At 74.1% G+C, this 18,352-nt stretch carries 12 protein-coding genes; 9 read left to right on the forward strand and 3 right to left on the reverse strand.

Features of this window, described 5'->3' with window-relative positions:
* Positions 1 to 7 precede the first annotated feature (7 nt).
* The gene (locus tag ACFY12_RS32650) at positions 8 to 736 is read right to left on the reverse strand and encodes a TetR/AcrR family transcriptional regulator C-terminal ligand-binding domain-containing protein (protein WP_390719580.1); all 729 of its coding nucleotides are present in this window, start codon (positions 734 to 736) and stop codon (positions 8 to 10) included.
* 85 nt (positions 737 to 821) lie between these two features.
* Here ACFY12_RS32650 and abc-f point away from each other — a divergent pair, with 85 nt between their 5' ends.
* The 4 genes from abc-f (at position 822) to ACFY12_RS32670 (ending at position 5,255) form a co-directional block, all read left to right on the forward strand.
* Positions 822 to 2,537: a ribosomal protection-like ABC-F family protein gene (gene abc-f, locus ACFY12_RS32655; RefSeq protein ID WP_390719581.1), complete on the forward strand. Its 1,716-nt coding sequence runs from the start codon at positions 822 to 824 to the stop codon at positions 2,535 to 2,537.
* A 55-nt stretch (positions 2,538 to 2,592) separates the two neighbouring features.
* On the forward strand, positions 2,593 to 3,501 hold the full coding sequence (locus tag ACFY12_RS32660) for an ADP-ribosylglycohydrolase family protein (protein ID WP_390719582.1): 909 nt from the start codon (positions 2,593 to 2,595) through the stop codon (positions 3,499 to 3,501).
* 338 nt (positions 3,502 to 3,839) lie between these two features.
* Positions 3,840 to 4,541, forward strand: a complete 702-nt coding sequence (locus ACFY12_RS32665) for a ribonuclease HII (protein ID WP_390719583.1) — start codon at positions 3,840 to 3,842, stop codon at positions 4,539 to 4,541.
* A gap of 66 nt (positions 4,542 to 4,607) precedes the next feature.
* Positions 4,608 to 5,255 (forward strand): hypothetical protein, encoded by a 648-nt coding sequence (locus tag ACFY12_RS32670; protein ID WP_390719584.1) that lies wholly within the window; start codon positions 4,608 to 4,610, stop codon positions 5,253 to 5,255.
* A 128-nt stretch (positions 5,256 to 5,383) separates the two neighbouring features.
* On the opposite strand, the gene ACFY12_RS32675 is transcribed toward ACFY12_RS32670, so the two are convergent.
* Positions 5,384 to 6,070 (reverse strand): hypothetical protein, encoded by a 687-nt coding sequence (locus ACFY12_RS32675; protein ID WP_390719585.1) that lies wholly within the window; start codon positions 6,068 to 6,070, stop codon positions 5,384 to 5,386.
* 290 nt (positions 6,071 to 6,360) lie between these two features.
* The gene (locus ACFY12_RS32680; protein ID WP_390719586.1) at positions 6,361 to 10,749 is read right to left on the reverse strand and encodes a CHAT domain-containing protein; all 4,389 of its coding nucleotides are present in this window, start codon (positions 10,747 to 10,749) and stop codon (positions 6,361 to 6,363) included.
* A 65-nt stretch (positions 10,750 to 10,814) separates the two neighbouring features.
* On the opposite strand from ACFY12_RS32680, the gene ACFY12_RS32685 reads away from it, so the two are divergent.
* The 5 genes from ACFY12_RS32685 (at position 10,815) to ACFY12_RS32705 (ending at position 18,322) form a co-directional block, all read left to right on the forward strand.
* Entirely contained in the window at positions 10,815 to 11,207 is a 393-nt protein-coding gene (locus ACFY12_RS32685) for a hypothetical protein (RefSeq protein ID WP_390719587.1), read from the forward strand.
* 30 nt (positions 11,208 to 11,237) lie between these two features.
* Entirely contained in the window at positions 11,238 to 12,062 is an 825-nt protein-coding gene (locus tag ACFY12_RS32690) for a hypothetical protein (RefSeq protein WP_390719588.1), read from the forward strand.
* Between the two features lie 91 nt (positions 12,063 to 12,153).
* On the forward strand, positions 12,154 to 14,313 hold the full coding sequence (locus ACFY12_RS32695; RefSeq protein WP_390719589.1) for a RecQ family ATP-dependent DNA helicase: 2,160 nt from the start codon (positions 12,154 to 12,156) through the stop codon (positions 14,311 to 14,313).
* 215 nt (positions 14,314 to 14,528) lie between these two features.
* Complete coding sequence (locus ACFY12_RS32700) at positions 14,529 to 16,100, forward strand: DUF4192 family protein (protein ID WP_390719590.1); 1,572 nt, start codon at positions 14,529 to 14,531, stop codon at positions 16,098 to 16,100.
* Positions 16,101 to 16,204: 104 nt separating this feature from the next.
* Positions 16,205 to 18,322: a glycogen debranching N-terminal domain-containing protein gene (locus tag ACFY12_RS32705; protein WP_390719591.1), complete on the forward strand. Its 2,118-nt coding sequence runs from the start codon at positions 16,205 to 16,207 to the stop codon at positions 18,320 to 18,322.
* The last annotated feature ends 30 nt before the right edge of the window (positions 18,323 to 18,352 follow it).

Raw genomic sequence — 18,352 nt, forward strand, 5'->3', positions numbered from 1 at the left:
CGGGGTGTCAGCCTTCCTCCGCTGCGCGGCCGTCGGTGAACACCCCCGCGCGGGCGGCGGCCAGTGTCACCGCCACGGCCTGCTCGGCGAGGGCGCTGTCGATCGGCTCCCGGGTGATGAAGAGGCGGAAGAAGAGCGGCGCGGAGACGGAGCGGACGAGCGCACCGGCGTCGAGGGCGCGGGTCGGGGCTGCGGCTTCGGCGCCGCCGTCGGCGTCCGGTGACGTCGACAGCTCCCCGCGCCGAAGTGCGCGCTCGACGATGGCCTCGCAGCGCGTGAAGCGCTCGGCGTAGTACGTGCGCAGCGCTTCGGCCGCCCGTTCCGACTGGAAGCCGGCGGCGATCATCGCGGAGCCGGACGCGGACACGGCCGGGTCGGTGAAGGAGGTGACGACCTCCTGGGCGAGGGCGTGCAGATCCCCCTCCAGTGAGCCGGTGTCGGGCGGTAGCCAGCTGTCCTCGCCGGCGAGATCCAGGGCGTCCGCCACCAGCCCTTCGACGTCCTTCCAGCGGCGGTAGAGCGTGGTCTTGTGCACGCCCGAGTGCTCGGCGACGTACTCGACGGTGAGGCCGGGATAGCCGTGCTCGGTCAGGCCGGCCAGCACGGCGTCACGGACGGCCGCGCGGGTGCGGGCGGTACGGCCGCCGGGGCGCCGGGTGCCGGGCTCGGGTGTGGCGGCGTCGGCTCCGTGCGCGCGCTCGCCCGTCGTCGTCCGGCGAGCCTTTTCGTCAGTCAATTGCAACTCCTGTTGCGTTAGGAGGGCTGATGTGCCATCCTCATCGTAATGCAACAGAGGTTGCGTTTGATTGGGGGGAGGGGCGATGCCCACTCAGATCTCACTGCACGACATCACCAAGTCGCACGCCGACCGATTGCTCTTCGACGGTGTCTCGCTGTCGGTACGGCCGGGGGACAGTGTCGGGATCGTCGGGGAGAACGGCGCCGGCAAGTCGACGCTGCTCCGTATCATCGCGGGCGTCGAACGGCCCGATGAGGGGCACGTGGTGCTGCGCGCCGACGGTGGCACCGGCTATCTCGGCCAGACCCCCGACCTCCCGGCGGACCGGACCGTCCAGGATGCGATCGATGCCGCTCTGGCGGATCTCAGGGCGATGGAATGCCGGCTGCGGACGCTGGAGCAGGGGCTCGGGGATGCCACGGACGAGCGGCTGGCGGAGTACGGCGATCTGCTCACCCTCTTCGAGCTGCGAGGCGGCTATGAAGCCGATGCCCGTGTCGACAAGGCGCTGCATGCCCTGGGGCTGGCACGGCTGGACCACGGCCGGCGACTCGGCGGCCTCTCCGGGGGCGAACAGGCCCGGCTGGGACTCGCCTGCCTGATCGCCGCGGCACCGGAGGTGATGTTGCTCGACGAGCCGACCAACCACCTCGACGCGGCCGCCCTCGACTGGCTGGAGGATGCCCTGCTCGCCCATCGCGGCACGGTCCTCGCCGTCTCGCACGACCGGCTCTTCCTCCAGCGGATCGCGACCACGATCGTCGAGGTCGACGCCGACCGGCGGGGCATCGTCCGCTACGGCGGGGACTATGGCGCCTTCGTCGAGGCCAAGGCCGCCGCTCGCCGCCGCTGGGAGCAGGAGTATGCCCAGTGGTGTGAACAGGTCGGCCGGCTCACCGACTTCGCCGCGGGTACGGCCCGTACCGTCGCTCAGGGCCGAGCCATGAAAGACGGCAACAAAATGGCGTACGAACGGGACAAGGGGCGCGTCCAGGCGTCCGTGTCGAGCCGGGTGCGCAATGCCCAGGAGCGGCTGCGCAGACTGCGGGAGAGGCCGGTTCCCCGGCCGCCCGAGCCGCTCCGCTTCCGGGCCGCACCGGGTGCCGGCGACGCGAAGGGGACCCTCGTCGAGCTCGAGGGGGTGCGGGTCGGCGACCGGCTCGCGGTGGATTCCTTCACCGTCACCGCCGGTGAGCGCGTGCTGATCCACGGTGCCAACGGTGCCGGCAAGACCACGTTGCTGCGGGTCCTGGCCGGGGTCACGACCCCCGACCGCGGCACGGTGCTGCGCCGGGGGCGGATCGGCTACCTCGCACAGGAGATACCGGTCTCCCGGCCGGCTGAGCCGCTGCTGGATGCCTTCCGCCGAGGCCTGGCCGGGGACGGCGATCAGCTGACCGACCTGCTGCTGTCGTTCGGGTTGTTCCGTGAACGCGACCTCCGGGTGCCGGTCGGAGCGCTCTCGGCGGGCCAGCGGCGCCGGCTCGCTCTCGCCCGGCTGCTGGCCCGCCCGGCGGATCTGCTGCTGCTCGATGAGCCGACCAACCATCTGGCGCTCGGCCTCGTCGAAGAGCTCGAAGCGGCCCTGGAGTCATGGTCCGGTGCGCTGGTCGTGGTCTCCCACGACCGCCTGCTGCGCCGTCGCTTCTCCGGCCGGCCGTACGAGATACGCAACGGTCGCCCCTACGGGACACGTGACGGTCGTCCTTACGAGATGCGTGATGGCGGTCCTTGCGGGACACATCACGACCGTCCTTGCGGGATGCGTGACGGCCGTCCGGCCCTTGTGGCCGACTGACCGTTCGCCGGTGTGAACCCGAGTCCTAGGGCGGCAGCGGTTAAAGTGCACAGCGATGACCCTCGACCACCGTGACGCAGACCGCTGTGCGCGGGCTCTGGCGAGCCTGCGCGGACTGTCCGTGGGCGACGCCCTCGGCTCCCAGTTCTTCGTCCCCGCCCACTACCCCGCCCTCAAGCGCCGTGCGCTGCCGCCTGCCCCCTGGCAGTGGACCGACGACACCGAGATGGCCTGCTCCGTCCTGGCCGTGCTCACCGCCCACGGCCGGATCGACCAGGACGCGCTCGCGCGTTCCTTCGCGGAACACCACGACGCCGACCGCGGCTACGGCCCCGTCGTGAACCGTCTGCTCCGGCTGATCCGCGAGGGCGGCGACTGGCGTGAGCTGGCGTCCGCGCTCTTCAACGGCAGGGGCTCCTGGGGCAACGGTGCCGCCATGCGCATCGCTCCCCTGGGCGCCTGGTACGCCGGTGACCCCGTGCAGGCCACGCACCAGGCGGAGATCTCCGCGTACACCACCCACCAGCACCGCGAGGCCGTCGTCGGCACCATGGCGGTGGCCGCTGCGGCCGCTCTGGCGGCCGACCCGACCCGCGAGACGAGCCCCGAGCAGCTGCTCGACGGCGTACTGGAGCTGATCCCGCGCAGTGCCGTACAAGCCGGGCTGCGCCGCGCACGCGACATGCTCGACTACGCCGACTCCGGCACCGTCGCGGCGGTCCTGGGCTGTGGACGGCGCACCAGTGCCCACGACACCGTGCCGTTCACCCTGTGGGCCGCGGCCCGGCACCTCGGAGACTACGAGGGGGCGTTCTGGACCACGGTCCAGGCCGGCGGCGATGTCGACACCACCGGCGCCATCGTCGGCGGCATCGTCGCCGCCGGCCCCGGCGGCGCCCCGCCCGCGGCATGGCTGGACAGCACCGAACCCCTTCCGCCCTGGGCTCCCGCCCTGGCCGACTGACCGATCGGCACCGCCGCGGGAGCGCACCGCTGTCCTCATCTGCCCTCCTCGCGCCGCCGCGAGTGCCTTCACCTTCCACGCCTGCATCGGCCGCCCGTATCGCCAACGGGTGGCGCTGTGCGGCGACTTGGCGCTTGTGCGCCGTGTGCGGGGCGGGGGAGGGGCGGGGAAGGGGCGCCTGGCGAAGAGCCGGCCCGGGGCCGGTCGGCGCCGACCGCCGCGTACCGGTCGGTAGGGGCATCGGTGAACCCCGTCCCCGGTGTCATCCGGGCCGATGGCGGCGGAGACGGGAGCCGGTGCGGACGGCTGGGCCGAATAGGCGTAACCTGGCTGGCGCCATGCCGTACGAGCCTCCTACCCATACTGTCGAGCGATCATTGCGCGCCAAGACGGGCGCCAAGATCGTCGCAGGGATCGACGAGGTCGGACGCGGTGCCTGGGCCGGTCCGGTCAGCGTCTGCGCGGCCGTCACGGGTCTGCGCCGGCCGCCCGACGGACTCACGGATTCCAAGCTGCTGACCCCCAAGCGCCGCAGTGAACTCTGCGAGGTGCTCGGCGAATGGGTCACGTCGTATGCCCTGGGTCACTCCTCTCCGGAGGAGATCGACAACCTGGGTATGACCGCGGCGCTGCGGCTCGCGGCCGTACGCGCCCTGGAGGCGCTGCCGGTCCGGCCGGACGCCGTCATCCTCGACGGCAAGCACGACTACCTGGGTGCGCCGTGGCAGGTCCGCACGGTCATCAAGGGCGACCAGTCCTGTATCGCGGTCGCCGCCGCGTCCGTGATCGCCAAGGTGCGGCGCGACGCGCTGATGGCCGAACTGGGCCTGGAGTACGCCGGTTTCGACTTCGCGTCCAACGCCGGCTACCCCTCGCCGACCCACCGCAACGCCCTGGAGGAGTACGGTCCCACGCCGCACCACCGACTGTCGTGGTCCTACCTCGACGCCCTGCCCCGGTGGCGGCATCTGAAGAAAGTGCGCGTCACTCCCGAAGCAGCCGCTCTGGAAGCCGGTGGCCAACTCGGCTTCGACTTCTGAGCGGTACGGGCGTTAATTCGGTACCCGATGACGTGACCCGCACCTACGTTTGATAGACATCCCTTTATGCCTCTCATCCCCGAGGAGCCTCAGATTCACGAGAGTGTCCCGGGTCCCCGCGCAACTCCGGCCGCCGGCCGCACCGCGCCGACCCCCCGTCCTGTCCCTGGTCCCGGTCCCCGCCCCGCGCCGCCGCGTGGCGCCCCCGCGTCCAGCGCCCGTCCGGGCAAGCCCGGACCCCCTGCCCCACCGCGTGGCTCCGTCGCCGCGCCGCCGGCGCCACGCGACGGTTCGCCGGAGCCGTCGGCCGACCGGAGCGGCACCGCGGGAGCGCAGCTCCAGCTGATTCCGGCGCCCGTCGCCGGCGCCGTCGACGCCGCTGACGAGGCCGTCGACCTGCTGCTGGACTCCGGCCGTGCGCCGGGCGACATCCTCGTGCTGACCACCGGTGAAGCCCACCCGTGGGCCGCGCATGAGCTGTCCTTCGGCGAGGCGTCCTACTGGGCCCAACACGACGCGGCGGACGATGTGTTCTACGCGGACGCCACCGCCGAGCGTGCTACCGGCCGCCCGGTCGTGATCGTCGCCGTCAACGGCGGCACGGACGAGACCACCGCGCGGGCGCTGCCCTCGGCGATGGCCCGGGCCGGAGTGCTGCTGATCGTCTGCGGCGAACCGCAGCGGATCAACGCCGTTCTCGGCGCGAGCGCCTGACCGCTCCGGTTCCGTAGCAGCCCGTCGGCCCGGAGGCCGTCGGGCTCGCTTGCGGTCGCGGACGGACGCGTCCCGCCGGTGCGGGACGCCGCACGGTCTCCCAGGTCCGCACGGCTTCCCGGGCCCGGTCAGCGCGCCGCCGCGTGCCGATGGGCTTCCGGAGCCCCGCCGCCGGTGCTGCGGGGCGCTGTACCGCCCGGAACGACGGCAGCGGCCTTACGGGGCGCATCCGGCGGTGCCGCCGTCGTGTGGTCCGTCCCCGTTGGGCGGGGTTGTCGGCCCGGCCGGTCCGCGGGGGAAGAGCGGGGACGGCGTCCGCCACGGCCCTCTCCCAGTACCTGCCAGCGGTCAGGGGTCAGCGTGATGTACGCGCCGCAGCGGAGCCCGTGGAGGGTGCACGCATCGCGCAGCCCCCACATCCACGCCCCGTCCGTCTCGGTCCAACGCGGTTCGCCCGCACGGCAGTAGAGCAGTATGGCCGTACGGACCGGAGCGCGGAGCCGCAGATCGTGCGGGATGACCCGGCGCAGATGCGTCAGCAGGGCGTTGCGGAGCTCCCAGCCGTCGGGCGCGACGGCGGGTTCGGTGAACGAGGCGCTGGCGGTCACCCGCTCCTGCGGGTCGAGCACCGCCACAATGGCCGTCGACAGCCCCGGGCGATGGCGGTCGTGCAGGCCGGTGACGACCTCACGCGGGTTGCGCAGCAACGGGATACCGGCCGAAGCCCACTCGGCGGGCTCCAGCTTCCGGCCCAGGCGGGCGGTGGGATCGGCGGACGTGGGCGGGGACGGATGCGGGGCGAAGCCGAAGGTCACGTTCCTCCCTTCGTCTACGCGGCAGCGCGGGGCGTACCCGGATGCGACACTGCACCAGGACATCGCCCTGCCTGACCACGGACGGCTGGCACGGGGAAGCGTCCCCAATTCTCCCGGTCGTACAGGCATGCGGCAACGAGCAATTCCTGTAGTCGGCCTGAATCGCCCCATGCACCACTCGTGTCCCGGGCTGCCGCACTGCCCGTCCCGTACCGGGGACCGTCTTGTCTCCTGGGGCCCTCGCGTACGACCTTGTGCCCTGGGCCCTCGCGTACGACGGTTCGCCGTACTCAGACCCCCGCGTGGACGTAAGCCGCCCAGATGTGCGGACTGTTGGGCATGTCGTGCCGTAGTTCGCGGACGGTGTGGTGCAGGGCGTCTGCGGACGGGCCGCCGTCGGCGCCGGCCGCGCGCCGGTAGAAGGCCCGGGTGACGTGTTCCGCGTGCGTGCTGTCGATCTCCCAGAGCGTGCCGACCGCGGCGGGGAAGCCCGCCAGCAGGAAGGCGCTGGTGATGTGGACGGCCTCGTCGCTGAGCCGCTCGGAGGCGCGCGCGGTCCCGCAGGCCGCGAGGAAGGCGAGGCGCGCCGCGTGCGGCCGGGCCCGGCAGACCTCGCGAACGGAGAGCGGTTCGCCGCTGGGCAGGTGGAGCAGGGCACCGGACGGTTCTGCCGGGTCGGTGGCCGCGTGGCAGCCGAAGTGCGCCCAGGGGGTGCTGCCGAGCGCGGCGAGTACGGCCTCGCGGGTCGCCGCCGCGCCGATCAGCGGCTCGTGCGCCCCGAGCAGCCCGGCGGCGTATCGGGTCGCCGCCGCGACGCCGGGCAGGTCGCCCTCGGGTGACGCGACGAGGAGGGCGCTGTCCCCGCCCGCGGTGTCGCGGTGCTCGGCGCGGGAGCGCGCGTACGCGAGGGTCTGGAAACCCGGCACGTACGACGACACCACGGCATCCAGCGCGGCGCCGCAGTCGTCCAGGGAGCAGTCGGGCAGCGTGCATTGGGCCGCGTGCAGCGGCAGGGCGTTGAAGGCGCCCGTGGGCACCCACCAGATCCGCGGCCAGGGTCCTGAGGCGGATACCGGCTCTCCGGCCCCCACGAGGTCGAGGACGGGGCGCACGATCCGGTGCCAGGTCCACGACAGGGTGCGGCGGACCGTGGCTCCGGCGGCGACGAGTTCGGCCGGGGACAGCCGCGAGGTGCCTTGTGCGTTGATCGCGGAGATCGCCTCACGCAGCCGCCGGGCCGCGTCGGCGATGTCGTCCGACTCGGCGTCGAGGCACAGCGCGGTGATCGACCGGTCGGTGACGACCAGCGCATGGCACACGCGCCGCGCGTGGTTGAGCAGGACGACCGGCCCGTCGGCGGCCAGGGAGCGCAACCGCTCGGCGGAGAGCGGGCGGAGGAAGCCGGCGAACCCCGGCCGGCTGCGGATGTCCTCGATCAGCTCGTCCAGCGCACGGGATGCGCGGAGCCCGGCGAGCCGGGCCCGTTCGGGCTGCTCGTACCCGTCCGGGCCGGGCTCGGCGGAGAGCTGGTCGGTGAGCCGCTCGAATGCGGCCGCGAGCGCCGGGTACGCGGAGCGCAGCTCGCTGAGGTCGGCGCGGGCTTCGAGCCGCCGGGACAGCAGGAGTCCGCGGCCGCGCTCCAGCAGCGCGGTGGCGCGATCGACGTCGGGGCCCTCGACGCTGCGAAGGGAGGCCGGGGTGAGCCCGGGCGGCGCATCCGGCAGCCGCGGGGCGTCCGGGGCCGCCGCGACGGCTTCCTCCAGTGCCGCCACATGCGCTTCCACGGCCTTCACGTGGTCCTGCAGGCGGCTGGTGCCGTCGCGGACGAGGACCGTCACGAGGACCAGCTCGACGACGGCCCGGATGTCCCCCTCGAACGACGTCAGGGCGTGCTCGGCGGACTGGGGGTCGCTGCCTCGGTCGGTGATGCCGGGCATCGCCTCGACGGCCGCTTCGAGATGGGAGAGGGCGAGGTCGATACGCGGCTGTGGCCGGCCCAACGCACCCGCCGCGGCCCCGATTTCGGCGTGTGCCCGGAACCAGACCGGGATCCGCGGGTCGCGCAGCGCCGTGGGGTCGGCGACGCCGGCGAGGCGGTTCAGGAGCGGCGCCAGTACGGCTTCGACGGCGTTGGCCGGTTCCCGGCCCTGGCCGCCGGGGGCCCGCTCCGACACGACCGGGGGCAGGCGCCGGCCGAGGACCATGGCGGCGATCATGCTGACCAGGGGGCGCATCGTGCCTGCCCAGTCCTGGGGCGCCTCCGCCTCGACGGCGTCGACCAGGTGGCCTGCCTCGCCCACGAGGCGGAGTGCGTGCTCCCGGTCCTCCGCCCGGATGTCGAAGGCGCGGAGGATGAGTGTCCGCATGAGCGTCATCGCACTGGAGAACCGCCTCGGATGGCCGGGCGGGCATGCGGCGAATGTCTCGCGGCACCGGTCGATCTGGCCGTCGGTGATGCCGGCCTTCGGGCCGCCGCCCGGCCCCACGCTCTCCAGCAGGTTGAGCAGGTCCTCGCCCAGCACCTCGAGCCCCGGCAGCTGCGCTCTCTCCTCGTCGGTGGCGCGGGCGTCGAGCTCCTGCAGCCGCAGAGCGCTCTGCCGGGCCCGGTCGAGCTGTGCCGTCTCATGCCCCAGCATGTAGTTCTGCAGGGCGTTGAAGAACTCCGACTGGTCCGTCATGGCCGCCTGGACGATGTCGTCGGGTGGGCCGCCGGCCGCCATGTCGGCGAGCAGTACCGCCGCCTCGCGCGCCTCCTCCGCGTCGAGGCGTCCGGCCGACAGGGCCGTGAGCGCCCAGGCCAGGATCCCGTCGGTGCCGGCCGGGAGTTCGGCGAGGTGAGAGCGGGCGTGACGGAGAAGCGGAACGGCCTCTTCGAGGAGGGCGGCATCACCGAGGGCCGCGGCGCGGGAGGCCAGCGCGCTGCCGAGGACCGCGGACAGCTCGGCCCGTTCGACGGTCTCGTCCTCCGCGAGGTCCGCGAGGAGTTCCCGGAGGGCCGCGATGTCGGCGCCGAGGCGGCCGGGGTCGTCGAGGCGGATGTCGGCCATGCGGGACAGCCGGGAGACCACCTTGGCGGCCTCCGGGTCCGCCCGGCCGTCCGGCTCGCCGGTGAGGACCGTCATCGTGGCGACGGACAACGCGGCGTCGTAGGCGCCCTTATGGAGCAGGCCGAACAGCTGCAGGCCGGCCGGGGCCCCGGCCGCCGCCTGCCCGGTCAGCGAGCGGGCCTCCGCGTCCAGCCGCGCCGCCCCGTCGGGCTCGGCCTCCCGCAGCTGACGGGCCCGCAGTCCGGTGAGGGCGGCGAGCACCGCGACGTAGGCGTAACGCAGCGGCCGCTCGGCGGGGACCGTGGCCAGGGCGGCGCGGTACCGGGCGATCTGCTGGTCGGAGACCGGATCACCGGTGGAGAACGCGGCCGTGATGCCCAGGGTTTCCAGGTCGATGTCCAACGGCGCATCGTGCTGAGCGGCGCGCGCTTGGAACTGCTCGACAACGCGGCTGAGGAGGGGCCCCACCTGCTGCGCGTGCTCCGGGTCGTCGCTCTCCGCCGTCTCGTGCAACTCCGCGAGAACGGTGAGGAGTTCCCGGTCCTCACCGCTCACGGCGCCGATGTCGTCGGCGTGCGCGAGCAGTTCGGCCGCGAGTCCGGCCGCCTCACGGGCCGCCTCGTCGTCACCGGTCTCCCGGGCCAGGGCGTCAAGTGCCTCGCTCAGGGTGGCAGTCGCGAACAGGTGGGCCGGATGCCCGGGTGGGGTGTGGACGAGGGCCGAGCGCAGCCGGCGTACGGCGCAGGCGATACGGCCGGCGTCGTGCTCCTGTGTACCCGCTTCCGCGACGGCCGCCCCGACGCGCAGATCCAATTCGCCCGGCCAGTCGGCGGGTTCGGCGTGCAGCTCGCGCAGGAGGCGCAGCCCCTCGCCGGCCTCCGGGGTCAGCATCTCGTCGGGGGCCGCCGCGACCAGCCGTTCGACCTCGGCGAGCGAGGGCTCACCGAGCAGCCGGGCCGCGTCGAGGACGGTGCCGAGAGCAAGGGGCATCGCTGCGGCCGCGACCGGACCGAGGGCCGCCGGGTCGAGGCCGGGCAGCCGTTCGCACACCACGCGCCCGTGCCGGGCCGCGACGGCCAGGGCCTCCGGCTCCGCCGCCAGCTGGAATCGGGCCAGCTGGACCCGGAGGGCGTGCAGCGTCAACTCGACGAAACCGTCGTGGTCCTGGGGCAGCAGCCGCAGGGCCGTGTCGGACCAGGCGAGAGCGCGGTCGAGGGCGACGAGCCGGTCGGGGCCGGCCGTCTCGTGCGCGTCGAGCACGTCGCCGTGGGCCGAGCTCACGAGATACCCGAAGCGCGCGTCATGGGCCGGGTCGGTGGGGTCGAAGGACTCCCGCAGGGGCTCGGGAAGCTGGACGTGCCCGGGTACGCGCGGCTGCAGAAACCCGAAGACGATGGCTGCGAAGGCTGCGCTCCGCTCCGCGTCCGGGGCGTCGGGGCCGGTGCGGAACCAGAAGGTCCAGAAGACCGCGGCGAGCGCGTCGAGGTCGAGGGAACCCTCGGGCGACGGAGCGGCTTCGCGCAGCAGGGCGAGCGCGTCGTCGACCGCGTCGGGTGCATGCAGGGGTGCGGCGTCGCCGGCGTCCCGAGCCGCCGACAGGCGTGCGACGACTCGTCTTTGAAGGTCGGTCATCGCTCGTTACATTAATGGGATTTGCCGACAAGGAACAGTGATTCCAGGGGAGTCGAGGGGGCGCGGTGGGCGATGGGGCGAAGGCGCAGAGGGTGTACGGGGACGCCGTCGGGTACCTGTGCCGCAACGTCGACGGGCTGCGTGAGCTGATCGGCCCTGCTCTGTGGGACACGCCGTTCGCGGTCGTGCGGGACGGCGACTCGTCCGCCGACGAGTGGCGCCACGCCGTGCGCGCGCTGCACGACGCGGCCGAGGCGGCCGGGATTCCGGGCGGACTCGGCTTGCGCGCCACCATGGGCGTGGGCGACTGGCCGGGCGGTCCCACGCCGCGGTCGACCGGCTGGGTCTGTCCCATGGGCCGCTGCTCCCGCGTCGACCTGCGCGAGGACCGGGAGGACGGGGCCGCGGAGACACCGGCCTGCGCGCTGACCGGCCGGCGGATGCGCCTGGTGGACTGACGGGTGACGGGGCGGGTGGACTGACGGGTGATGGGGCTGCTCCTCGAACTCCAGAAGCGGATACCTGACCGGTGGTTCCTGCGCCGGCTGCTGCCCGCCGTGCTGTTCGTCGCGGTCGCCGTCGTGGGCGGCGGGCAGCTCGGCCAGCGGCACTGGGCCGACCTCGGGCTCGCCCGCGACCGGATCGCCGGTGCGCTGCGGCTGAGCGGCGCCGCCGCGGGGGAAGGCGTGGCGACACTCGTCCTCGTCGCCGTGGCGGTGGCGGGGGCCGCGTTCGCCGTGCCCTTCGCCGCGGCCGCGGTCAGCGCGCTGGTGTCCGGGGCCTGGCCCTGGTGGCTCGTACCGCTGGGACGGCGGCTGACCCTGTGGCGGGCCCGGCGCTGGGTGCCTCCCAGGGAGATCGGGGAGGAAGCCGTACGGGCCCGCGCGGAGGGACGGGAGTGGCGCGCCGCCCGTCTCGACGCACACAGGGCCCGCACCGCGTCGGTCCGCCCCGGCTGCCCCACCTGGTCGGGCGAGCGGCTCCGTGCGGCAGAGGGGCGCGTCGGCCGGGCGACGGGGGCAGATGTCTCCGAGGCGTGGACCAGGCTGCTCCTCGAGGTGCCGGACGCGTCCCGGGTCGCGCTGAGCGAGGCGCGTGACGCCTACGCGGGGGCCTGCGAGGCCCTTGTGTGGAGCGCCGCCTTCACGCTCGTCGGCATCTGGTGGTGGCCCGCGGCACTCGTCGGCCTCCTTCTGTGGACGGCGTCCTGGCACTCGCTGCGCCGTGCGGTGGAGGAACTGTGCCGCACCACCGAAGCGGTTTTCGCCCTGCGGTACGCCGACACCGACACCGACCGCCCCAGCGGGCCTTGAGGGACCCGGGCGCACGGCGTGGCCCTTCGCGAGCTGCCTGTCACGCTGGGTGAAGTGGCTCATTGTCCCTGCCATCGGGTTGCATGGGGGCATGGACGATCTGGAGCTCCGCACCGAAGCCGACGCCATCCTCTCCGAGCTCGTCGGTGACCCGGGAGGCTCGGCACGGCTGCGGGAGGACCAGTGGCAGGCGGTGGCGGCTCTGGTGGAGGAGCGCCGCCGTGCCCTGGTGGTGCAGCGCACGGGCTGGGGCAAGTCGGCGGTGTACTTCGTCGCCACCGCTCTGCTCCGCCGGCGCGGCTCCGGTCCGACGGTGATCGTCTCGCCGCTGCTGGCGCTGATGCGCAACCAGGTCGAGGCGGCAGAGCGGGCCGGCATCCGGGCGCGCACCATCAACTCGGCCAACCCCGAGGAGTGGGACTCCATCTACGAGGAGGTCGAGCACGGCGAGACCGATGTCCTCCTCGTCAGTCCGGAACGCCTGAATTCCGTGGATTTCCGTGATCAGGTGCTGCCCCGGCTCGCGGCCACGACCGGTCTGCTGGTGGTCGACGAGGCGCACTGCATCTCCGACTGGGGACACGACTTCCGGCCGGACTACCGGCGGCTGCGGACGTTGCTCGCCGAGCTCGCCCCCGGCGTCCCGGTGCTCGCCACCACCGCGACCGCCAACGCGCGGGTCACCGCGGACGTGGCCGAGCAGTTGGGCACCGGCGCCGGCGAGGCCCTCGTGCTGCGCGGCCCGCTGGAGAGGGAGAGCCTGCGGCTGGGCGTGGTCCGGCTGCCGGACGCCGCACACCGCCTGGCCTGGCTCGCCGAGCACCTGGACGAGCTGCCGGGCTCCGGGATCATCTACACGCTGACGGTGGCGGCGGCCGAGGAGGCCGCCGCCTTCCTGCGGCAGCGAGGCTTCCGGGTGGGGTCCTACACGGGGCGCACGGAGAACGCCGACCGGCTGCAGGCCGAGGCGGACCTTCTGGGCAACAGGGTCAAAGCACTGGTCGCGACGTCGGCACTCGGCATGGGCTTCGACAAGCCGGACCTGGGATTCGTGCTCCATCTCGGCTCGCCGTCCTCCCCGATCGCGTATTACCAGCAGGTCGGCCGCGCCGGTCGCGGGGTGGCCCACGCCGATGTGCTTCTGCTGCCCGGCAAGGAGGACGAGGCCATCTGGCGCTACTTCGCCGATACCGCCTTCCCGCCGGAGGCGCAGGTTCGGCAGACCCTCTCGGCCCTCGCCGGTGCGGGACGGCCGCTGTCCGTGCCGGCCCTGGAGGCGACGGTGGACCTTCGGCGCAGCCGGCTGGAGACCATGCTGAAGGTGCTGGATGTCGACGGCGCGGTCAAGCGCGTGAAGGGCGGCTGGACGGCGACGGGGGCCGACTGGAAGTACGACGCCGAGCGCTATGCCTGGGTGGCGCGGCAGCGGGCTGCCGAGCAGCAGGCGATGCGCGAGTACACGAGCACGGACCGGTGCCGGATGGAGTTCCTGCGGCGGCAGTTGGACGACGAGGGGGCGGCCCCGTGCGGCCGGTGCGACAACTGCGCGGGAGCCTGGGCCGATCCCGCTGTTTCGGCGGAGACGCTGACGGGGGCGGCGAAGGAACTGGACCGCCCGGGCGTGGAGGTTGAGCCGCGCCGGATGTGGCCGACGGGGATGCCCGCCCTGGGCATCGACCTCAAGGGGCGTATCCCGGCCGAGGAGCAGTGCTCCACCGGGCGGGCGCTGGGGCGGCTCTCGGACATCGGCTGGGGCAACCGTCTGCGCCCGCTGCTGGCGGAGAACGCGTCCGACGGGCCGGTACCCGACGATGTCCTGCGGGCCGCGGTGGACGTCCTCGCCGATTGGGCCCGCTCTCCGGGCGGCTGGGCATCGAATCTCCCGGATGCCGCTGCCCGGCCGGTGGGAATCGTCGCCGTGCCGTCCCTGGTGCGCCCGCAGCTGGTCGGTTCCCTGGCACGGGGAATCGCCGCCATCGGCCGCCTCCCCTTTCTGGGCACCCTGGCATACACCGGGCCGAGCGGTGCGCACGCGACGCGTCGCAGCAACTCCGCCCAACGCCTCAGGACCCTGTCCGGAGCCTTCACCGTGTCGGAGGAGCTGGCCGGCGCCCTGAAGGGCTCCCCGGGCCCTGTCCTGCTCGTGGACGACTACACCGACTCCGGCTGGTCCCTCGCAGTCGCTGCCCGCCTGCTCCGCCAGGCAGGGAGCGGGCAGGTCCTTCCGTTGGTCCTCGCCGCGGCAGGCTGACGGCGGTGATCGCCGGCGGCCGGCGCAGCCGCGGCCTGCGCCGCCTCGGTCGGCCGCCACTGCCGCGGCACGCGGATCTTCGTTGCTCATACCTCCATGCAACCCGATGCCACTGACAACGCGCCGATCCCCGACCGGAGTTGTGGATAACTTCGTCACCCGCGAGTTATCCACAGGGGTCGCGGTGCAACGGCCGGTCGCGGGATCTTCGAGCCATGAATCCGCACAGCGAACCGCGCAAGCACAGCACCGACACCGACCCCGTGGCGACGCCCCCGACGCCCGGGCCCACGCCTCCACCGCCGACCACCCCGGCCCCGAGCGCCCCCGACCCCTCGCCCTTCCGGACTTCCCCGGCCTCTCCGAACTCCCCGGCTTCCCCGACCGTTCCTTCTGCTCCCACAGCCTCGGACTCCCCGGACTCCCCGGACTCGGCACGCACCGTCCGCCCCGGCGGACCGGCCGACCCGAACACCCCGCCCGCCGGAGCCCAGGTCACCCTGCGCAGCCCGGCCGAGCTCGCCGACGCCCTCCCGTACCTGATGGGCTTCTACCCGGACGACTCGATCGTGATGGTCGCCCTGCACGGCGAGCGCGGACGCTTCGGCGGCCGGGTCCGGCTCGGCATCCCGACCGACACCGGGCAGTGGCCGGACATCGCGGACGAACTCGCCGCATGCCTGATCTCGACCGGTCAGGAGGGCGCCGCCCGGCCCTCGGCGATCGTCGTCTACCTGTGCCAGGAACCCGCGGCGGGCGAGAGCGGCAAGGACGTCAAGGACCGGCTCCGCCCCCTTGCCCAGAGGCTGCGTATTGCCTGCGGCGCGCTCGACGTCCCCGTCCTGGAGGCCCTCTGCCTCTCCAACGGCCGTTTCTGGTCGTACTGTTGCCCCGACTTCCGCTGCTGCCCGGCGGAGGGCACACCGATGGTCGCGCCGGGCACATCGGTGATGGCCGCGGCCGCCGCGTACGCGGGGATGCAGGTCCGCGGTTCGCTCAAGGAGATGGAAGCCAGGCTCAAGCCCCGCACCGGACCGCGCGCCGCCGATCAGGAGAAGGCGCTGGACGCGGCGGCCGCCAGGCTCCTCCCGCGGATGCTTCGCGGGGCGAGCGCGGTGGCGGTCCGTGAGGAGACCCTCGACCGGGCCTCCACCATGATCCACCGATTCCGGCGGGACACCCCCGCGGGCAGCAACCGGGCCCGGGACGCATGCGACGACGCGCTGATCACCGACGCCGAGGCCGCCGGCCTGATCCTCGGCCTCCAGGACCGGGTCACCCGTGACCGCGCCGCGCAGTGGATGGACGGCCCCGCCGCCGCACCCGCTCTCCGGCTCTGGCGGGCCCTCGCCCGCCGGTGCGCCGGCAGCTACGCCGACCACGCGGTGGCACCGCTCACCCTCGCCGGGTGGGTCTGCTGGTCCACCGGGGACGGGCCCTCCGCCCGTGTCGCTCTCGGCTGCGCCTTGGCCATCGACCCCGACTACATCTTCGCCCAGCTGATGCACCGCGCCATCAACGAGGGCCTCGATCCCGAGCCGTTGCGCCGCTGTCTGCGCGAGCAGCACCGGGAAGCGGTCGGCACCGCCGGCGCATCCGTAGCGCCTGCCGAACCCGCGCCCGTCGCCCAGGACGCCCCGCGGTCCACGAGGCGTCCGGCCCCGGCGCGTCCCGGAGCCGCCGCCCGTCCGCGCGGACCACGGGGCGGCACCGGACCGGGCGTACGGACCACCGACCGACGCGGTCGGCGCCGGACCGGCCGGGGCGACGACCGGAGCCGGCGGTGATCGCGCCCGCCCGGAGCGGCCGGCGTGACCTGGGCGCCGGCCCGCGCGTTCACCTGAGTGGCGTAGTCCGTACGGATCCCCGACCTCACCAGGGAGCGCAGAGCGTGCCAGGCATCCTCCCCACCGCCCAACCGGTCGGCCGGCCGCCCGCGGAGCGGCGCGCGGCGCCGGCCCGGGCCGCACAGCCGCAGCCCGTCCACGATTCATTGGTCTGTGTCGCCCTCCCGGCCCTCGCCGTGTCGTCCGCCTCGGGGCAGCTGACCGGCCAAGGCCTGGACGGCTTCTACCGCGACGGCCGAAGAGTTCTGTCCCACTGCGAACTGCGGGTGGCGGGTGGTGAACCGCTCGTCGTCCAAGGGCGGTTGACCGGCGCGGACCGCGCCCGGTTCATCGGTACGGTCCGCAGAACCGGCGAGCGCGGGCCGGACCCCGAGATCTGTCTGGAACGCCTGCGGTGCGCCGACGGCACGGAACGGATCACCTTCCACAGCAGCGCCGTCCGGCCCGTCCGGCTGCCGGTCGAGATCCGGCTGGGGACGGACCTCGCGGAACTGGGAGCCGTCGCGGTCGGCCTCCCGGGGCCCGAACTGCGGGCCGCGGTGCATGGTTCCGGGCTCCGCTGGTCCGGGCCGGGGGTGCACGCGACGGTGTCCGCGACGCCCGCACCCGAGGACGCCCTGGCCTCGGCGGGGCTGTTGCGCTGGGAACTGGACCTGCCGCCCGGTGGCCGGCGCACCATCGAACTGCGTGTCGGTCTGGAGCACACCCCCGGCGGGCCGGGCGGCTGCCCCTCGGGCGGCCATCACTACTCCGGGGGGACCCGCATCCCCGGCCAGCGCGGCGGAGTGTTCGCGCCGCGGGCCCGCGCCGACCGGCCGCCCCGGCCCTGGACGTCCGCCCGCCTGGAGTGTGACGACCGCCGGGCCGACGCCCTCATGGCCGGCAGTCTCGACGATCTGTACGGCCTGGTGCTGCGAGATCCGGCCGCTCCCGCGGATGTGTACGTCGCGGGCGGCTTCCCCTGGCGCTGCGGTCCGGCACCGGCCGAGGCACTGTGGACCGCCCGCATGCTGCTGCCGCTCGGCACCCGGCTCGCTGCGGGCACGCTCCGTGCGCTCGCCCGCAGCCAATGCGCCGCACCAGGGGCGGATTTCGGTCGAATTCCCGGGGCGCTCCGGGACGCGGGACCGCACGCCCCGCCCAGCTGTACCGGTGTCGAGGCGACCCTGCTCTTCCCCGTAGTGCTCGCCGAGGCGCGTCGCTGGGGCCTGCCCGAGCAGGAGACCGAGCGGCTGATGCCCGCGGCGGAGCGCTGCCTGAGGTGGCTGCAGACCGCCGCCGACCCCGCGGGCGGCGGACGCGGCGGCTATGTCCCGGACCCCGCGCCCGGCGGGCCGTACCGCTGCGAAACCCAGGCCCATGCCCACCGGGCCGCCCTGCTGGGCGCCGACCTCCTCGATACCTACGGACTGTCCGACGGGGCGGCGCTCCGGGACTGGGCGGCGGAGCTCCGGGCCCGGTTCCGCTCGGACTTCTGGGCCGAGGACCGCGCGGGCGGCCGGCCCGCTGCCCTGCTCACGGCCGGCGGACGGCCCGTACCGCACCTCGGCTCCACCGCCGCCCACCTCCTGGACACCGGGCTGCTCGGCGGTGGTGCCCTCGCTCCCGGGCTGCTGGACGCGGCCCGGACGGACCAGCTGGCCAGGCTGCTCGGCGGCCCGGCGATGGACTCCGGGTGGGGCCTGCGGGGGCTCGGCGCCAAGGAGAGCGGCTACAACCCGTTCGGCCACCGGGGTGGCGCGGTTCGTGTCCACGAGACGGCGGTCGCCGCCGCCGGCCTGGCCGCCGCCGGTCACGAGCGGGCGGCCGGAAACCTGACTAGGGGTGTCCTCGACGCGGCGGAGGGCTTCGGGTATCGGCTTCCGGAGATGTACGCGGGGGAGCAGCGCACCGCCGACGGCGCCCCGGTCCCGCATCCGGCCGCCTGCCGTCCGGCCGCCGTGGCGGCGGCCGGTGCGGTGCACCTACTGATCGCGCTCGCCGGTCTGCGCCCCGACGTCCCGGCCGGGACGGTCTCCGTGCGGCCGCTCGGCACCGCCCCGCTCGGCGCGATACAGCTCACCGGCCTGAGCATCGCGGAGCAGCCGTTCGCCGTACGGATCAGCAGGCTCGGCATGGGCATGGTGGAGGCCGCGGCGGAAGGTCTGCAGCTGGGCTCGTGAGGTGCCGAGTGGCCTGTTTATCGTCAGGCG

Source organism: Streptomyces sp. NPDC001339 (genome assembly GCF_042895955.1).
In the GTDB taxonomy this organism is placed as follows: Bacteria; Actinomycetota; Actinomycetes; order Streptomycetales; family Streptomycetaceae; genus Streptomyces.

Bases quoted from the DNA above. Each gene is read 5' to 3' on its own strand.
- ACFY12_RS32660 (WP_390719582.1), top strand. From the start codon at position 2,593: ATGACCCTCGACCACCGTGACGCAGACCGCTGTGCGCGGGCTCTGGCG.
- ACFY12_RS32695 (WP_390719589.1), top strand. From the start codon at position 12,154: ATGGACGATCTGGAGCTCCGCACCGAAGCCGACGCCATCCTCTCCGAG.
- ACFY12_RS32690 (WP_390719588.1), top strand. From the start codon at position 11,238: ATGGGGCTGCTCCTCGAACTCCAGAAGCGGATACCTGACCGGTGGTTC.
- ACFY12_RS32680 (WP_390719586.1), bottom strand. From the start codon at position 10,749: ATGACCGACCTTCAAAGACGAGTCGTCGCACGCCTGTCGGCGGCTCGG.
- abc-f (WP_390719581.1), top strand. From the start codon at position 822: ATGCCCACTCAGATCTCACTGCACGACATCACCAAGTCGCACGCCGAC.
- ACFY12_RS32670 (WP_390719584.1), top strand. From the start codon at position 4,608: ATGCCTCTCATCCCCGAGGAGCCTCAGATTCACGAGAGTGTCCCGGGT.
- ACFY12_RS32700 (WP_390719590.1), top strand. From the start codon at position 14,529: ATGAATCCGCACAGCGAACCGCGCAAGCACAGCACCGACACCGACCCC.
- ACFY12_RS32665 (WP_390719583.1), top strand. From the start codon at position 3,840: ATGCCGTACGAGCCTCCTACCCATACTGTCGAGCGATCATTGCGCGCC.